This is a genomic window from Streptomyces sp. NPDC091371 (assembly GCF_040684275.1).
Lineage (GTDB): Bacteria > Actinomycetota > Actinomycetes > Streptomycetales > Streptomycetaceae > Streptomyces.
Window position 1 is genome coordinate 118893 of sequence record NZ_JBFBFP010000021.1, and the last position, 13466, is coordinate 132358.

A 13466-nucleotide genomic window follows, 5' to 3' on the forward strand; every position below is an offset into this window, starting at 1 on the left:
GCGCACGCATGGGGAAGCTTTCTGCGGGGTTCCGGATCGCGGAACTTAGGGTCACCTTACCTGCGCTGCGGGGCGGGTCACGGCCGGGCCGGTTCCCGCCCGGGGACGCCGGGTGGCAGGATTCGACACATGCCAGACCAGCTCCTCCCGCCCGCCGGCGGGCCCGCCGCCCCCTATGACGCCCTCCTGCTGCTGTCCTTCGGCGGCCCCGAGGGACCCGACGACGTCGTGCCGTTCCTCGAGAACGTCACACGCGGCCGCGGCATCCCGCGCGAGCGGCTCAAGGAGGTCGGGCAGCACTACTTCGGCTTCGGCGGCGTCAGCCCCATCAACGGCCAGAACCGCGAGCTGCTGGACGCGCTGCGCAAGGACTTCGCCCAGCACGGGCTGGACCTGCCCGTCTACTGGGGCAACCGCAACTGGGCCCCGTACCTGACCGACGTGATGCGGGAGATGGCAGCCGACGGGCGCCGCCGCATCGCGGTCCTCGCGACCAGCGCGTACGCCTCGTACTCGGGCTGCCGGCAGTACCGCGAGAACCTCGCCGACGCGCTCGCCGCGCTCGCCGAGGAGGGCGTGGCCGAGCTGCCGAAGGTGGACAAGCTGCGGCACTACTTCAACCACCCCGGCTTCGTGCAGCCCATGATCGACGGCGTGCTCGCCTCGCTGGAGTCCCTCCCGGAGGCGGTCCGGGCCGGCGCCCGCCTGGTCTTCACCACGCACTCCATCCCCACCGCGGCCGCCGACGCCTCCGGCCCGGTCGAGGAGCACACGCAGGACGGCGAGGGCGGGGCCTACGTCAAGCAGCACCTGGACGTCGCCAAGGTGATCGCGGACGCGGTACGGGCCGAGACGGGCACGGAACTGCCCTGGGAGCTCGTCTACCAGTCGCGCAGCGGCGCCCCGCACATCCCGTGGCTGGAGCCGGACATCTGCGACCACCTGGAGGCCCTGCACGAGGCCGGGGCCCCCGCGGCGGTCATGGTGCCGATCGGCTTCGTCTCGGACCACATGGAGGTCCTGTACGACCTCGACACGGAGGCCACCGCGAAGGCCGCCGAGCTGGGCCTGCCGATCGCCCGGTCGGCGACGGTCGGCGCCGACCCGCGGTTCGCGGCGGCGGTACGGGAACTCGTGCTGGAGCGGGCCGCGGCCGAACGGGGCGAGCCCGTCGAGCGGTGCGCGCTCGGGCTGCTCGGAGCCAGCCACGACCTGTGCGCCGTGGGCTGCTGCCCGGCGCGGGGGCCCCGGCCGGCGGCCGCGGGCGCGGACAGTCCGTACGCGTAGGGGACGTAGAGGAGCAGCGGGACCGTGATCTCTGAAGAGCTGAAGGCCGAACTGCTGGACGTGGGTCTGGAGGCCGCCCGGCAGGCCGGGGCGCTGCTCCGCGACGGCCGGCCGGCCGACCTCTCGGTGGCGGCGACCAAGAGCAGCCCGATCGACGTGGTGACCGAGATGGACATCGCGGCGGAGAAGCTGATCACCGGGATCCTCGCGGAGCGGAGGCCCGAGGACGGGCTGCTCGGCGAGGAGGGCGCGGACACCCCGGGTACGAGCGGGGTGCGGTGGGTGGTGGATCCGCTGGACGGCACCGTCAACTACCTGTACGGGCTGCCGAGCTGGGGCGTGTCCATCGCGGCCGAGTACGAGGGCGAGACGGTGGTCGGCGTCGTGGCCGCGCCGATGCGGGGCGAGACGTACCACGCGGTGCTGGGCGGCGGGGCGTGGCTGGGCTCCGCCCGGCTCGCGTGCCGGGCGGCGGCGCCGCTGGACCAGGCGCTGGTCGGGACCGGCTTCGGGTACCTCCAGAGCCGGCGGGTCCGCCAGGCCGAGGTCGCGGCGCGGGTCATTCCGCTGGTGCGGGACATCCGGCGGGGCGGGTCGGCGGCGCTGGACCTGTGCGACGTGGCCGCCGGGCGGCTGGACGGGTACTACGAGCGGGGGCTGAACCCGTGGGACCTGGCGGCGGGGGACCTGATCGCCCGCGAGGCGGGGGCCCTCACGGGCGGTCGGCCGGGGTCGCCCGCTTCGGGTGAGCTGGTCCTCGCGGCCACGCCGGCGGTGTTTGCCTCGCTGCAGCCGCTGCTGGACGAGGCGGGGGCCTGGCACGACTGACCCCTGCGGCGCCGCTGCCGGGGGCTCTGCCCCCGGACCCCCGCGCCTCAAACGCCGGCGAGGCTGGATTTTGCCGCTGCAGCCCGTCCGGCGGAACGGACTGCCCGGAGGGCAATACCAGCCCCACCGGCGTTTGAGGCGCGGGGTCCGGGGCGGAGCCCCGGAAGCGGCGCGGCAGGGGCCGGACATGCGCGAACCCCGGCCGCCCGAGGGGCGGCCGGGGTTCGGGATGGTGCTTCGGGTCAGCAGGCCGGGGCGGACACGGCTACGCCGTGCTCGGCGGCGAGGCGCTGGAGGTCTTCCAGCTCCGCCTGTTCCACTTCCGCGAGGAAGTCGTCGCCCGTCTCGCGGGCCTGCCTGAGGTCCGACTGCGTGGCCCTGATGCGCTGCAGGAGACCCGCGGTGAATGCGTCCATGATGGGGTTCGCCCCCTCTTCGTGGGTCGGCGGCGGCACGTGGCTGTCCGCCGTCAGGGAGTGGATGGGGTGTGCTGTCGTCCTCCCCAGCCTCCCGGGCCCGGAAACCTCACCACCTGAGCCAATCCTCACTTCCGCCCCGTCCGCCCCCTCCCTGCGGCGCCTTACAGCCGGTTTACCGGCGAAACGGGCAGGATGGACGACGCAATACACGTGTGCCCTCACGGGCTCGGAGGAAGGAAACGACGTGCGCGTACTCGTCGTCGAGGACGAGCAGCTGCTCGCCGATGCGGTGGCCACCGGACTGCGCCGGGAGGCCATGGCCGTGGACGTCGTGTACGACGGCGCCGCGGCCCTCGAACGCGTCGGAGTGAACGACTACGACGTGGTCGTGCTCGACCGGGACCTTCCGCTCGTGCACGGTGACGACGTCTGCCGCAAGATCGTCGAGCTCGGCATGCCCACCCGCGTGCTGATGCTGACCGCCTCCGGCGACGTCAGCGACCGCGTGGAGGGCCTGGAGCTGGGGGCGGACGACTACCTGCCGAAGCCCTTCGCCTTCACCGAGCTGACCGCCCGCGTACGGGCGCTCGGGCGGCGCACCACCGTCGCCCTGCCGCCCGTGCTGGAGCGGGCCGGGATCAAGCTGGACCCGAACCGCCGCGAGGTGTTCCGCGAGGGCAAGGAGGTGCAGCTGGCGCCGAAGGAGTTCGCGGTGCTGGAGGTCCTCATGCGCAGCGAGGGGACCGTCGTTTCCGCCGAGCAGCTGCTGGAGAAGGCATGGGACGAGAACACCGATCCCTTCACGAACGTGGTGCGGGTGACCGTCATGACCCTGCGCCGCAAGCTGGGGGAGCCGCCGGTCATCGTGACCGTGCCTGGCTCCGGGTACCGGATCTGACGCGGGTGGCGACGACTCCGGCGCCACCCCCGGCGCCACCGAAACCGACCTGGGACCCCGGCCAGCAGCCCGAGGGTCCCTTCCCTTGGCTGAGGCCGACCATCCGGATACGCCTCACGCTGCTGTACGGCGGGATGTTCCTGATCGCCGGCATCCTGCTGCTGTCGATCATCTACCTGCTGGCGGCGCAGGCCCTGCGCGAGGGCAACGGGCTCCCGTACACGATCGTCGACGGCCGGGACATCCGGGTCACCAGCAGCACCTGCCCCGGGGTCTCGGGCCTCAACCAGCCGCTCGACCAGTTCACCGCGGCGATCAACCAGTGCGTCCTCGAACAGCGAAGGCACGCCCTGGACGACCTGTTGAGCCGGTCGCTGATGGCCCTCCTGGGGCTGAGCATCATCGCCTTCGCCTTCGGCTACGCGATGGCCGGGCGGGTGCTCTCGCCGCTGGGCAAGATCACCCGGACTGCGCGCCGGGTCGTGGGCTCCGACCTGACCCGGCGCATCGAGCTGGACGGGCCGGACGACGAGCTCAAGGAGCTCGCCGACACCTTCGACGACATGCTCGACCGGCTGGAGCGTGCCTTCACGGCCCAGCAGCGGTTCGTGGCGAACGCCTCGCACGAGCTGCGGACGCCGCTCGCGATCAACCGGACCCTGCTGGAGGTGCACCTCTCCGATCCGGGGGCCCCGGTCGAGCTCCAGCAGCTCGGGAAGACCCTGCTCGCCACCAACGAGCGCAGCGAGCAGCTGGTCGAGGGCCTGCTGCTGCTGGCCCGCAGCGAGAACCAGATCGTCGAGCGCAAGCCGGTGGACCTGGCGGAGGTCGCCTCGCGCGCCGTCGACCAGGTGCGCGGCGAGGCCGAGGCGAAGGGCGTGGAGATCCGCGGCGAGCGCGCGCTGGCCGTCGTACAGGGCAACGGCGTGCTGCTGGAGCGGATCGCCCTCAACCTGGTGCAGAACGCCGTCCGGTACAACGTGCCGGAGGGTGGCTGGGTCGAGGTCACGACCGAGGCCCAGCACGGCCAGGCGGTGCTCCTGGTGTCGAACACGGGTCCCGTCGTTCCCGCGTACGAGGTGGACAACCTCTTCGAGCCCTTCAGACGGCTGCGTACGGAGCGAACGGGCAGCGACAAGGGTGTCGGGCTCGGCCTGTCGATCGCGCGCTCCGTGGCGCGCGCACACGGCGGCAGGATCCAGGCGATGCCCCGGGAGGGCGGTGGCCTCGTGATGCGTGTCACTCTTCCCCTGTGAGACCGCCGCCCCGTGTTCGCTGTTGGCTGAATGATTGCTCTGTGAAGTCATCCGCTCCTGTGTGATCGATCACAGTGCCGAGTGTCCGGCCATGTGCGTTCAGTGACCCCGGGAAGGCCGGAAAGCCCGGGAAGTCCGGGTTTCCGGCCCCCTGAATGGCGGGAAATACACGGGGTGGCGTTTGTGCAAGACGGCCCCCGGACCGTGTACGGTCCCGGTCGTCATCCCAGCCAATCGGCTCTTCAGGCGTGCGGCTGGGTGTCGATTGAGTAACAGACCTTGATGTGAGGCAAAATCTCCGCCTCAGGTCGGGCACAAGTCCGGCCTCTCGCGCGTTACGTGCGCTGAGACACCGCTAACACCCAGAGGGGGAGAGCGAACAATGGCAACGGACTACGACACCCCACGCAAGACCGACGATGACGTCGACAACGACAGCATTGAAGAGCTGAAGGCACGGCGGAACGAGAAGTCGTCCTCGTCCGTCGACATGGACGAGTTCGACTCGGCCGAGAGCCTGGAGCTTCCCGGTGCGGACCTCTCCAACGAGGAGCTGGCCGTCCGGGTCCTGCCCAAGCAGGCCGACGAGTTCACCTGCATGAGCTGCTTCCTGGTGCACCACCGCAGCCAGCTGGCACGAGAGAAGAACGGTCAGCCGATCTGCCGCGACTGCGACTGAGAGGCGTCGGCCGTGGCTGGCTCGACACCGTTCCGCAAGCGCCGCTTGCTGAAACGTGGTGAATCGGCGGAGATGCAGGTGGCCACCACGGACCCGGAAACGGGTCCTGGAGCCCCCGGCGGACCCGCCGTGCCCTCCGGCACCGCGATAGCGGTGCCGTCGGCCACAGGGGCCGACGAGGCGTCCCGGCAGAGGTCCGGGGCTCGTCGGCTGCAAGCCGTCAAGAGCGGTATGCGCAAGGGCGGCGAAAGCCTCAGGGACGCCGCCCTGCACGTCGCCGACAGGATCATCGAGAACGCACCGCGCGTTCCGGTTCGGGACCTCGCGACCCTGCGCGCACAGTTCCCGGGCCTCGGCCCCGATCAGCTTGCCGACAAGCTGATCTCGGGCGCCGCCAACGGCACCTCCACCGTCGGCGCCGGCATCGGAGCGGCGGCCATGCTGCCCGTCCCGCCCGCCATGCTGCTGGAGCTGAGCGCCGAGGTCACCGGGGTCGCGGCGATCGAGCTGAAGCTCATCGCCGAGCTCCACGAGGTCTACGGGCTGCGCGCGCCCGGCACGCTCAAGGACCGCAGCTTCGCCTACCTGACCTCCTGGACCGAGGAGCGCGGGGTTGACCTGACCAAACCGACGACGCTGAACGCGGCGCTCGGCGGTCAGATGAAGCGCGAGCTGCGCCAGCAGATCATGAAGCGGATGTTCCGCAACCTGCCGAACCTGATGCCGTTCATGGTCGGCGCGGCGGTGGGCGCGGTCATGAACCGGCGCGACACGCGGAAACTCGCCGAGAAGGTCCGTCGCGACCTGCGGAGCCGCGCCGTGCCCTGGGACGCCCTGCCGCAGCTTCCGCCCCTGGAACAGCCCTCCCAGCCCCTTCCCGAGGCCACCAGGGCCGCACTCGAAGGCCCGGATACCCCCTAGCCCCGCTGCGCGGCGAGGATGGCGGCCCGCAGGGCCTCCGGCTCGCGGGTGGAGACGTAGGCGTACGGGGTCGGGTCCGCCGGGTCCGTGATCTCGACGCGGACCGCGGTCGGCACGTAGCTGCGCATCAGCATGAAGGCGCGGGTGTCGGCCTTGTACGTGCGCCAGGCCCGGGACTCCTCGGCGTCGAGGACCTCGGGCTCGCCCAGGGCCGTCACCGGGATCCGGGCCTCCCCGGCGGCCAGCGCGCCGTTCACCACGCGCACGCGCGCGGACCCGTACGAGCTCACCAGCAGCCCGGCCAGCGCCGTGCCCCCGACCAGGCCGGCCAGGAGCGGCAGCGTGCCCAGCGGCAGCAGCATCAGCGCGCACGCGAGGCCGATGAGTACGGCGATGAACCACCAGGAGCGGGGGGCGGTCAGGCGTTCGTCGTGGTGCGCGGGGGAGAGCTGCATACCGCCAAGCCTGCCACGAGGCGACCGGCGGGTAGCCGCGCGGGTAAGGTCTGCGGCTGTGAGTGGACGAAACACAGCGTTGACGCCCCCGGCCGATGCCACCGCGCCGGTCCGGCACCCCGATGCCCCGGCACCCGGCGAGCTCCTCGGTGCGCACTACGAGCACTGTTTCGGCTGCGGCGGGGGCCAGCCCCACGGACTCCAGCTGGAGGCCCGGGCGGGCGAGGGCGTGCGCGTCAGCGCCGAGTTCACCGTCAAGCCCGCCCACCAGGGCGCCCCCGGTCTCGCCCACGGCGGAGTGCTGGCCACCGCGCTCGACGAGACGCTGGGCTCCCTGAACTGGCTGCTGCGCGTCATCGCGGTGACGGGCCGGCTGGAGACCGACTTCGTACGGCCGGTGCCCGTGGACACCGTGCTGTACCTGGAGGCCGAGGTCACGGCCGTGGCCGGGCGGAAGATCTACTGCAGTGCGGTCGGCCGGATAGGCGGGCCCGAGGGCCCCGTCGCCGTGCGCGCGGACGCGCTGTTCATCGAGGTGAAGGTCGACCACTTCATCGACAACGGTCGGCCCGAGGAGATCCAGGCGGCGATGGCCGACCCGGACCAGGTCAGGCGCGCTCGCGCCTTCGAGGTGAACCCCTGATGTCCCTGAACAACCATGGCCCGGTGGACGTGCTGATCCGCCGCGTGGACCCCGAGGTGCCCATCCCGGCGTACGGTCACCCCGGCGACGCCGGCTGCGACCTGGTGACCACGGTCGCCGCCGAACTCGCCCCCGGCGAGCGGGCCGTGCTGCCCACCGGGGTGTCCATCGCGCTGCCCGACGGGTACGCGGCCTTCGTGCACCCGCGCTCGGGTCTGGCGGCCCGCTGCGGGCTCGCGCTCGTGAATGCCCCGGGGACGGTGGATGCCGGGTACCGTGGGGAGATCAAGGTGATCGTGGTCAATCTCGACCCTCGCGAGAGCGTCCGGTTCGAGCGTTTCGACCGCATTGCCCAGCTGGTTGTCCAGAGGGTCGAGAAGGTGCGCTTCCACGAGGTGGCGGAACTTCCCGGCTCGGCCCGGGCCGAGGGGGGTTTCGGCTCCACCGGCGGTCATGCGGCCGTGGCCGGATCCGGCGCTGGTCAGCAGGGTGGGAATGGCTACGCTTCGGTCGTAACCGACCGGGAAGGACAGTGACGTGTTCGGACGTCGCAAGAAGAACGACTCCGTCAAGGACGGCGGCGCGGCCGAGCAGGTCGTCGACAGCGTGAACGGCGCTGCGGCCGACGCCGACGAACAGGACGGCGCGGCCCCGCGCCGCGTGAACCTGCCCCCGGCCCCCCGGCCGGACGGCCCGTGGGACGTCTCCGAGGTGCCCGGCAACCCGGCCGACGGCCGGGTCGACCTGGGCGGCATCCTCGTACCCGGTGTCGAGGGCATGGAACTGCGCGTCGAGGTCGCCGGTGACGCGATCGTGGCCGCGACCGTGGTGCTGCGCGACAGCGCCGTGCAGGTGCAGGCCTTCGCCGCGCCCAAGAAGGAAGGCATCTGGGGCGAGGTCCGCGAGGAGATCGCCTCGGGCATCACCCAGCAGGGCGGCATCATCGACGAGGTCGAGGGTCCGCTGGGCTGGGAGCTGCGCGCGCAGGTCCCCGTACCGCTCCCGGACGGGCAGACCGGCGCCCAGCTGGTCCGCTTCATCGGCGTCGACGGCCCGCGCTGGTTCCTGCGCGGTGTCATCTCCGGCCAGGGCGCGGTGCGCCCCGAGTCGGCCGGCCTGCTGGAGCAGATCTTCCGGGACACCGTCGTCGTCCGCGGCGACGGCCCGATGGCCCCGCGCGACCCGATCGTCCTGAAGCTGCCGAACGACGCCCAGATGGTGCCGGACGGCGTGCAGACGGAGGAGCAGGAAGGCTCCCGCTTCGGCGGCGGCATGGGCCAGCTGGAGCGCGGCCCGGAGATCACCGAGGTCCGCTGACCCCCGCCGCGCGAGAGCGACGAGCGTCTCAGGCCGCGGGCCGTACTCCTTGGGGGTACGGCCCGCGGTGCTTTCCGGCGCCCGCGTCAGGGTTGCGTCAGGGATGGGCCCACGGGCCGCCAAAGGTGCGTGAACGGGGCAAACGTCCCTGAGAATGGGCGCATGGGACGCGGCAAGCTAAGGATCTACCTCGGCGCGGCACCCGGTGTGGGCAAGACCTACGCGATGCTCTCCGAGGGCCACCGCAGGACGGAGCGGGGCACCGACGTCGTCGTCGGCTTCGTCGAGCACCACGGGCGGCCGCGCACCGAGGTCATGCTGCACGGGCTGGAGCAGGTGGAGCGCCGGGAGCTGGCCTACCGCGGCGCGGCCTTCACCGAGATGGACGTGGACGCGGTACTGGCCCGCAGGCCCGCCATCGCGCTCGTGGACGAGCTCGCGCACACCAACGTGCCGGGCTCGCGCAACGCCAAGCGCTGGCAGGACGTGGAGGAGCTGCTGCGGGCGGGCATCGACGTCGTGTCCACCGTCAACATCCAGCACCTGGAGTCCCTCGGGGACGTGGTCGAGTCGATCACCGGGGTCCGGCAGCGGGAGACCGTGCCGGACGAGGTGGTCCGGCGGGCCGACCAGATCGAGCTGGTCGACATGTCGCCACAGGCGCTGCGCCGCCGGATGGCGCACGGGAACATATACAAGCCCGACAAGGTCGACGCGGCCCTGTCCAACTACTTCCGCCCCGGCAACCTCACCGCACTGCGCGAGCTCGCGCTGCTGTGGGTGGCCGACCGCGCGGACGAGTACCTCCAGCAGTACCGGGGCGAGCACGGCATCCGCTCCACCTGGCAGGCGCGTGAACGGATCGTCGTGGGCCTCACCGGCGGGCCGGAGGGGCGCACGCTGATCCGGCGCGCCTCCCGGATGGCGGCCAAGGGCTCCGGCAGCGAGATCCTCGCCGTGTACATCGCCCGCAGCGACGGCCTGACCTCGGCCTCGCCGAAGGAGCTCGCGATCCAGCGGACCCTGGTCGAAGACCTGGGCGGAACGTTTCACCATGTGATCGGCGACGACGTCCCGGACGCCCTGCTCGAATTCGCCCGCGGGGTCAACGCCACCCAGATCGTGCTCGGCTCCAGCCGCCGCAAGGCCTGGCAGTACGTCTTCGGCCCCGGCGTGGGCGCCACCGTGGCCCGGGACTCGGGGCCCGACCTCGACGTGCACATCGTCACGCACGGGGAGGTCGCCAAGGGGCGCGGGCTGCCCGTGGCCCGCTCGGCGGCCCGCCTCGGACGGACCAGGATCATCGCCGGCTGGGTGGTCGGCGTGATCCTCCCGGTCCTGCTGTGCCTGCTGCTCACCCACGTCGACGCGGACCCCGGGCTCGCCAACGACATGCTGCTCTTCCTGGCGCTGACCGTGGCGGCGGCGCTCCTCGGCGGGCTCTGGCCGGCCCTCGCCTCGGCCGCCTTCGGCTCACTGCTGCTGAACTACTACTTCGCCCCGCCCCTGCACCGGTTCACCGTCTCCGACCCCAAGAACATCGTGGCGATCTCCATCTTCTTCGGGGTCGCCGTCTCGGTCGCCTCCGTGGTGGACCTGGCCGCCCGGCGCACCCACCAGGCCGCACGGCTGCGCGCCGAGTCCGAGATCCTGTCGTTCCTGGCGGGCAGCGTGCTGCGCGGGGAGACCGCGCTGCCCGCGCTGCTGGAACGGGTCCGGGAGACCTTCGCGATGGAGTCCGTGGCCCTGCTGGAGCGCGCGGGCGACGTCGAGCCCTGGACGCGGGCCGGCAGCGTCGGCCCGCGCCCCGTGGACCGGCCCGAGGACGCCGATGTGGACATGCCGATCGGCGACCACATGGCGCTCGCGCTGTCCGGCCGGGTGCTGCCCGCCGAGGACCGTCGGGTACTCGGCGCCTTCGCCGCCCAGGCCGCCGTGGTCCTGGACCGCCAGCGCCTCGTAGGAGAGGCCGAGGAGGCCCGCAGGCTGGCCGAGGGCAACCGGATCCGCACCGCGCTGCTGGCCGCCGTCAGCCATGACCTGCGTACGCCGCTGGCCTCCATCAAGGCGTCCGTGACCTCCCTGCGCTCCGACGACGTGGACTGGTCCGAGGAGGACCGGGCCGAGCTCCTCGAAGGCATCGAGGAGGGCGCCGACCGGCTCGACCACCTGGTGGGCAACCTGCTCGACATGTCCCGGCTGCAGACCGGCACCGTCACCCCGCTGATCAGGGAGATCGACCTCGACGAGGTGGTCCCGATGGCGCTGGGCGGCGTACCGGAGGACAGCGTGCTGCTGGACGTGCCCGAGACGCTGCCGATGGTCGCGGTGGACCCGGGGCTGCTGGAGCGGACCGTGGCCAACGTCGTGGAGAACGCCGTCAAGTACAGCCCGCCCGGAGAGCCGGTGCTGGTGGCCGCAAGCTTCCTCGGCGACCGGGTCGAAGTGCGGGTGGTGGACCGCGGACCGGGCGTGCCCGACGAGGCCAAGGACCGGATCTTCGCCCCCTTCCAGCGGTACGGGGACGCCCCGCGCGGCGCCGGAGTGGGCCTCGGGCTCGCCGTGGCCCGGGGCTTCGCCGAGGCCATGGACGGCACCCTGGCGGCCGAGGACACCCCCGGAGGGGGGCTGACCATGGTCCTCACCCTGCGGGCCGCGGCCCGGGGGCGGCCGCCGACTACCGTCACCGTGGACGGTGAGGCCCGCAGCACCCCGCCCGGTGCGGACGTGACCATGCAACACCTCGACCTCGACATCGACCTGGAACGACAGAAGGCAGGACCTCAATGACCCGGGTGCTCGTAGTCGAAGACGAGCCGCAGATCGTCCGAGCCCTCGTGATCAACCTCAAGGCACGCAAGTACGAGGTAGACGCCGCCCCCGACGGCGCGAGCGCACTGGAGCTCGCGGCCGCCCGCCACCCCGACGTGGTGGTGCTCGACCTCGGCCTGCCCGACATGGACGGGATCGAGGTCATCAAGGGGCTGCGCGGCTGGACCCGCGTGCCGATCCTGGTGCTCTCCGCCCGGCACACCTCCGACGAGAAGGTCGAGGCCCTCGACGCGGGCGCCGACGACTACGTCACCAAGCCCTTCGGCATGGACGAGCTCCTGGCCAGGCTGCGCGCCGCCGTCCGCCGGGCCGAGCCGGCCGCCGGCTCCGGCGAGGACGAGGTGGTCGTGGAGACCGCCTGCTTCACGGTGGACCTGGCGGCCAAGAAGGCCGTACGGGACGGACGCGACGTACGGCTGACGCCCACCGAGTGGCACCTGCTGGAGGTCCTCGTGCGCAACGGCGGCAAGCTGGTCAGCCAGAAGCAGCTCCTCCAGGAGGTGTGGGGGCCCTCGTACGGCACCGAGACGAACTACCTGCGGGTCTACATGGCGCAGCTGCGCCGCAAACTGGAGGCCGATCCCTCGCACCCCCGCCACTTCATCACCGAACCGGGGATGGGGTACCGCTTCGAGCGGTAGCTTCGATTGCCGGTGGGCGCGCCGGTACGCTTCCTGTTATGAGTGCTGAACCGCGTCCCGAGAAGTCCGCGAAGCCGGCCAGGTCGGCCAGGCCGGCGGGCCGGTTCCGCCGGATGATAGAGCGGCTGTCCACCTCGCAGGAGGAGCTGCATTCGGCGGAGCTGCAGGAGGACGCAGAAGCCGCGGGGTGTACGCGGATCTGCGACTGCCACGACCGTCAGATAGTCAAGGTGACCGGAACGCTGCGTACCGTCACCCTGCGGCCGCGCGCGGGCGTTCCCGCCCTGGAGGCCGAGCTGTTCGACGGCTCGGCGGCGCTGGACGTGGTCTGGCTCGGGCGTCGCTCGATCGTGGGAATCGAGCCCGGCCGCCGTCTGATCGCCTCCGGGCGCATCTCCATGAGCCACGGCCGTCGGGTGCTCTTCAACCCGAAGTACGAACTCCGACCGCTCGGACAGGAGCACTGACCGGTGACGTCACTCGACAGACCGACCACCCCCGACCCCGCCGGCGCGCCTTCCGATGACCAGAAGGCGGTGACACAGGCGGCGCTGTTCGACGCCTTCGGGGGCATCCGGGGCACCGTGGAGACGATGCTTCCCGGGCTGCTCTTCGTCATGATCTACACGATCAACAAGGACGTGAAGCTCTCCGCCATCGCCGCGGGGGCGGTCGCCGTCCTCTTGGTGATCGTCCGACTGCTGCGCAAGGACACGGTGAAGCACGCCTTCAGCGGGGTCTTCGGCGTGGGCGTCGGCGTGGCCTTCGCCCTGTTCACGGGCAGCGCCAAGGGCTTCTACCTGCCGGGCATGATCTACGGCGTCGGCCTGGGCGTGGCCTTCACGGTCTCGGCGCTGGTGGGCTTCCCGCTGCTGGGCGTGATCCTCGGGCCGGTGTTCAAGGAGAACCTGTCCTGGCGCACCCGCAACCCGGGGCGCAAGAAGGCGTACGTCAAGGCGAGCCTGGCGTGGGGGCTGATCTTCCTCGCCAAGTACGCGATCCTCTTCCCGCTGTACTGGTGGGGGGACGCGACGCAGCTCGGATGGGTGCTGATCGCGCTGAAGCTGCCGCCGATGGTGCTCGCGGTGTACTTCACGTGGGTGTTCCTGGCGAAGGCGCCGCCGCCGATCGACGTGATCGCGGAGTGGGAGGCCAAGGAGGCGGCCGCCGGTAAACCGGGGGCCTGAGCCGAACGCCGAAGGGGGCGGGGTGACCAGCTGGTCACCCCGCCCCCTTCGGCGTTCGCGGGTGCGGCGCCGTTGCCGGGGGCTCTGCCCCCGGACCCCCGCG

General features: G+C 71.9%; 15 protein-coding genes. 13 read left to right on the forward strand and 2 right to left on the reverse strand.

The window, feature by feature from the left end:
* Positions 1-129 precede the first annotated feature (129 nt).
* Together AB0O21_RS23080 and AB0O21_RS23085 are read left to right on the forward strand one after the other, a co-directional pair.
* Complete coding sequence (locus AB0O21_RS23080; RefSeq protein WP_365173234.1) at positions 130-1287, forward strand: ferrochelatase; 1158 nt, start codon at positions 130-132, stop codon at positions 1285-1287.
* A 27-nt stretch (positions 1288-1314) separates the two neighbouring features.
* The gene (locus AB0O21_RS23085; protein WP_365173288.1) at positions 1315-2115 is read left to right on the forward strand and encodes an inositol monophosphatase family protein; all 801 of its coding nucleotides are present in this window, start codon (positions 1315-1317) and stop codon (positions 2113-2115) included.
* Positions 2116-2357: 242 nt separating this feature from the next.
* Here AB0O21_RS23085 and AB0O21_RS23090 read toward each other — a convergent pair whose 3' ends face one another.
* A complete protein-coding gene (locus AB0O21_RS23090) occupies positions 2358-2531 on the reverse strand; it encodes a hypothetical protein (protein WP_365173237.1) in 174 nt (57 codons plus the stop codon).
* A gap of 247 nt (positions 2532-2778) precedes the next feature.
* Between AB0O21_RS23090 and AB0O21_RS23095 the strand changes: the two genes are divergently transcribed.
* The 4 genes from AB0O21_RS23095 to AB0O21_RS23110 all read left to right on the forward strand — a co-directional run bounded on the left by AB0O21_RS23095 (position 2779) and on the right by AB0O21_RS23110 (position 6288).
* Positions 2779-3432, forward strand: coding sequence for a response regulator transcription factor (locus AB0O21_RS23095; protein ID WP_030008767.1), 654 nt, complete (start codon positions 2779-2781; stop codon positions 3430-3432).
* Positions 3433-3437: 5 nt separating this feature from the next.
* Positions 3438-4688 (forward strand): HAMP domain-containing sensor histidine kinase, encoded by a 1251-nt coding sequence (locus AB0O21_RS23100; protein WP_365173239.1) that lies wholly within the window; start codon positions 3438-3440, stop codon positions 4686-4688.
* Between the two features lie 382 nt (positions 4689-5070).
* Entirely contained in the window at positions 5071-5367 is a 297-nt protein-coding gene (locus AB0O21_RS23105; protein WP_030036261.1) for a DUF4193 domain-containing protein, read from the forward strand.
* A 12-nt stretch (positions 5368-5379) separates the two neighbouring features.
* On the forward strand, positions 5380-6288 hold the full coding sequence (locus AB0O21_RS23110) for a hypothetical protein (protein ID WP_365173241.1): 909 nt from the start codon (positions 5380-5382) through the stop codon (positions 6286-6288).
* Here AB0O21_RS23110 and AB0O21_RS23115 read toward each other — a convergent pair.
* Entirely contained in the window at positions 6285-6743 is a 459-nt protein-coding gene (locus AB0O21_RS23115) for a DUF3093 domain-containing protein (RefSeq protein WP_365173243.1), read from the reverse strand. The genes AB0O21_RS23110 and AB0O21_RS23115 overlap by 4 nt on opposite strands.
* A 58-nt stretch (positions 6744-6801) precedes the next feature.
* On the opposite strand from AB0O21_RS23115, the gene AB0O21_RS23120 reads away from it, so the two are divergent.
* The 7 genes from AB0O21_RS23120 (at position 6802) to AB0O21_RS23150 (ending at position 13363) form a co-directional block, all read left to right on the forward strand.
* On the forward strand, positions 6802-7386 hold the full coding sequence (locus AB0O21_RS23120; RefSeq protein ID WP_365173244.1) for a PaaI family thioesterase: 585 nt from the start codon (positions 6802-6804) through the stop codon (positions 7384-7386).
* Entirely contained in the window at positions 7386-7922 is a 537-nt protein-coding gene (gene dut, locus AB0O21_RS23125) for a dUTP diphosphatase (RefSeq protein ID WP_365173246.1), read from the forward strand. The genes AB0O21_RS23120 and dut overlap by 1 nt, the downstream gene beginning before the upstream one ends.
* Before the next feature lies 1 nt (position 7923).
* Positions 7924-8703 (forward strand): DUF3710 domain-containing protein, encoded by a 780-nt coding sequence (locus AB0O21_RS23130; protein ID WP_365173248.1) that lies wholly within the window; start codon positions 7924-7926, stop codon positions 8701-8703.
* A gap of 162 nt (positions 8704-8865) precedes the next feature.
* Positions 8866-11493: a sensor histidine kinase KdpD gene (locus AB0O21_RS23135; protein WP_365173251.1), complete on the forward strand. Its 2628-nt coding sequence runs from the start codon at positions 8866-8868 to the stop codon at positions 11491-11493.
* On the forward strand, positions 11490-12176 hold the full coding sequence (locus AB0O21_RS23140) for a response regulator (RefSeq protein WP_365173254.1): 687 nt from the start codon (positions 11490-11492) through the stop codon (positions 12174-12176). Before AB0O21_RS23135 ends, AB0O21_RS23140 begins: the two co-directional genes overlap by 4 nt.
* A 38-nt stretch (positions 12177-12214) precedes the next feature.
* A complete protein-coding gene (locus tag AB0O21_RS23145; RefSeq protein ID WP_329378327.1) occupies positions 12215-12643 on the forward strand; it encodes an OB-fold nucleic acid binding domain-containing protein in 429 nt (142 codons plus the stop codon).
* 3 nt (positions 12644-12646) lie between these two features.
* On the forward strand, positions 12647-13363 hold the full coding sequence (locus tag AB0O21_RS23150; protein ID WP_365173256.1) for a DUF3159 domain-containing protein: 717 nt from the start codon (positions 12647-12649) through the stop codon (positions 13361-13363).
* Positions 13364-13466 lie beyond the last annotated feature (103 nt).

What these genes read in the sequence shown, in the direction of transcription:
- AB0O21_RS23145 (WP_329378327.1), top strand. Translation starts at nt 12,215, where the DNA reads ATGAGTGCTGAACCGCGTCCCGAGAAGTCCGCGAAGCCGGCCAGGTCG.
- AB0O21_RS23115 (WP_365173243.1), bottom strand. Translation starts at nt 6,743, where the DNA reads ATGCAGCTCTCCCCCGCGCACCACGACGAACGCCTGACCGCCCCCCGC.
- AB0O21_RS23140 (WP_365173254.1), top strand. Translation starts at nt 11,490, where the DNA reads ATGACCCGGGTGCTCGTAGTCGAAGACGAGCCGCAGATCGTCCGAGCC.
- AB0O21_RS23080 (WP_365173234.1), top strand. Translation starts at nt 130, where the DNA reads ATGCCAGACCAGCTCCTCCCGCCCGCCGGCGGGCCCGCCGCCCCCTAT.
- dut (WP_365173246.1), top strand. Translation starts at nt 7,386, where the DNA reads ATGTCCCTGAACAACCATGGCCCGGTGGACGTGCTGATCCGCCGCGTG.
- AB0O21_RS23090 (WP_365173237.1), bottom strand. Translation starts at nt 2,531, where the DNA reads ATGGACGCATTCACCGCGGGTCTCCTGCAGCGCATCAGGGCCACGCAG.
- AB0O21_RS23135 (WP_365173251.1), top strand. Translation starts at nt 8,866, where the DNA reads ATGGGACGCGGCAAGCTAAGGATCTACCTCGGCGCGGCACCCGGTGTG.
- AB0O21_RS23105 (WP_030036261.1), top strand. Translation starts at nt 5,071, where the DNA reads ATGGCAACGGACTACGACACCCCACGCAAGACCGACGATGACGTCGAC.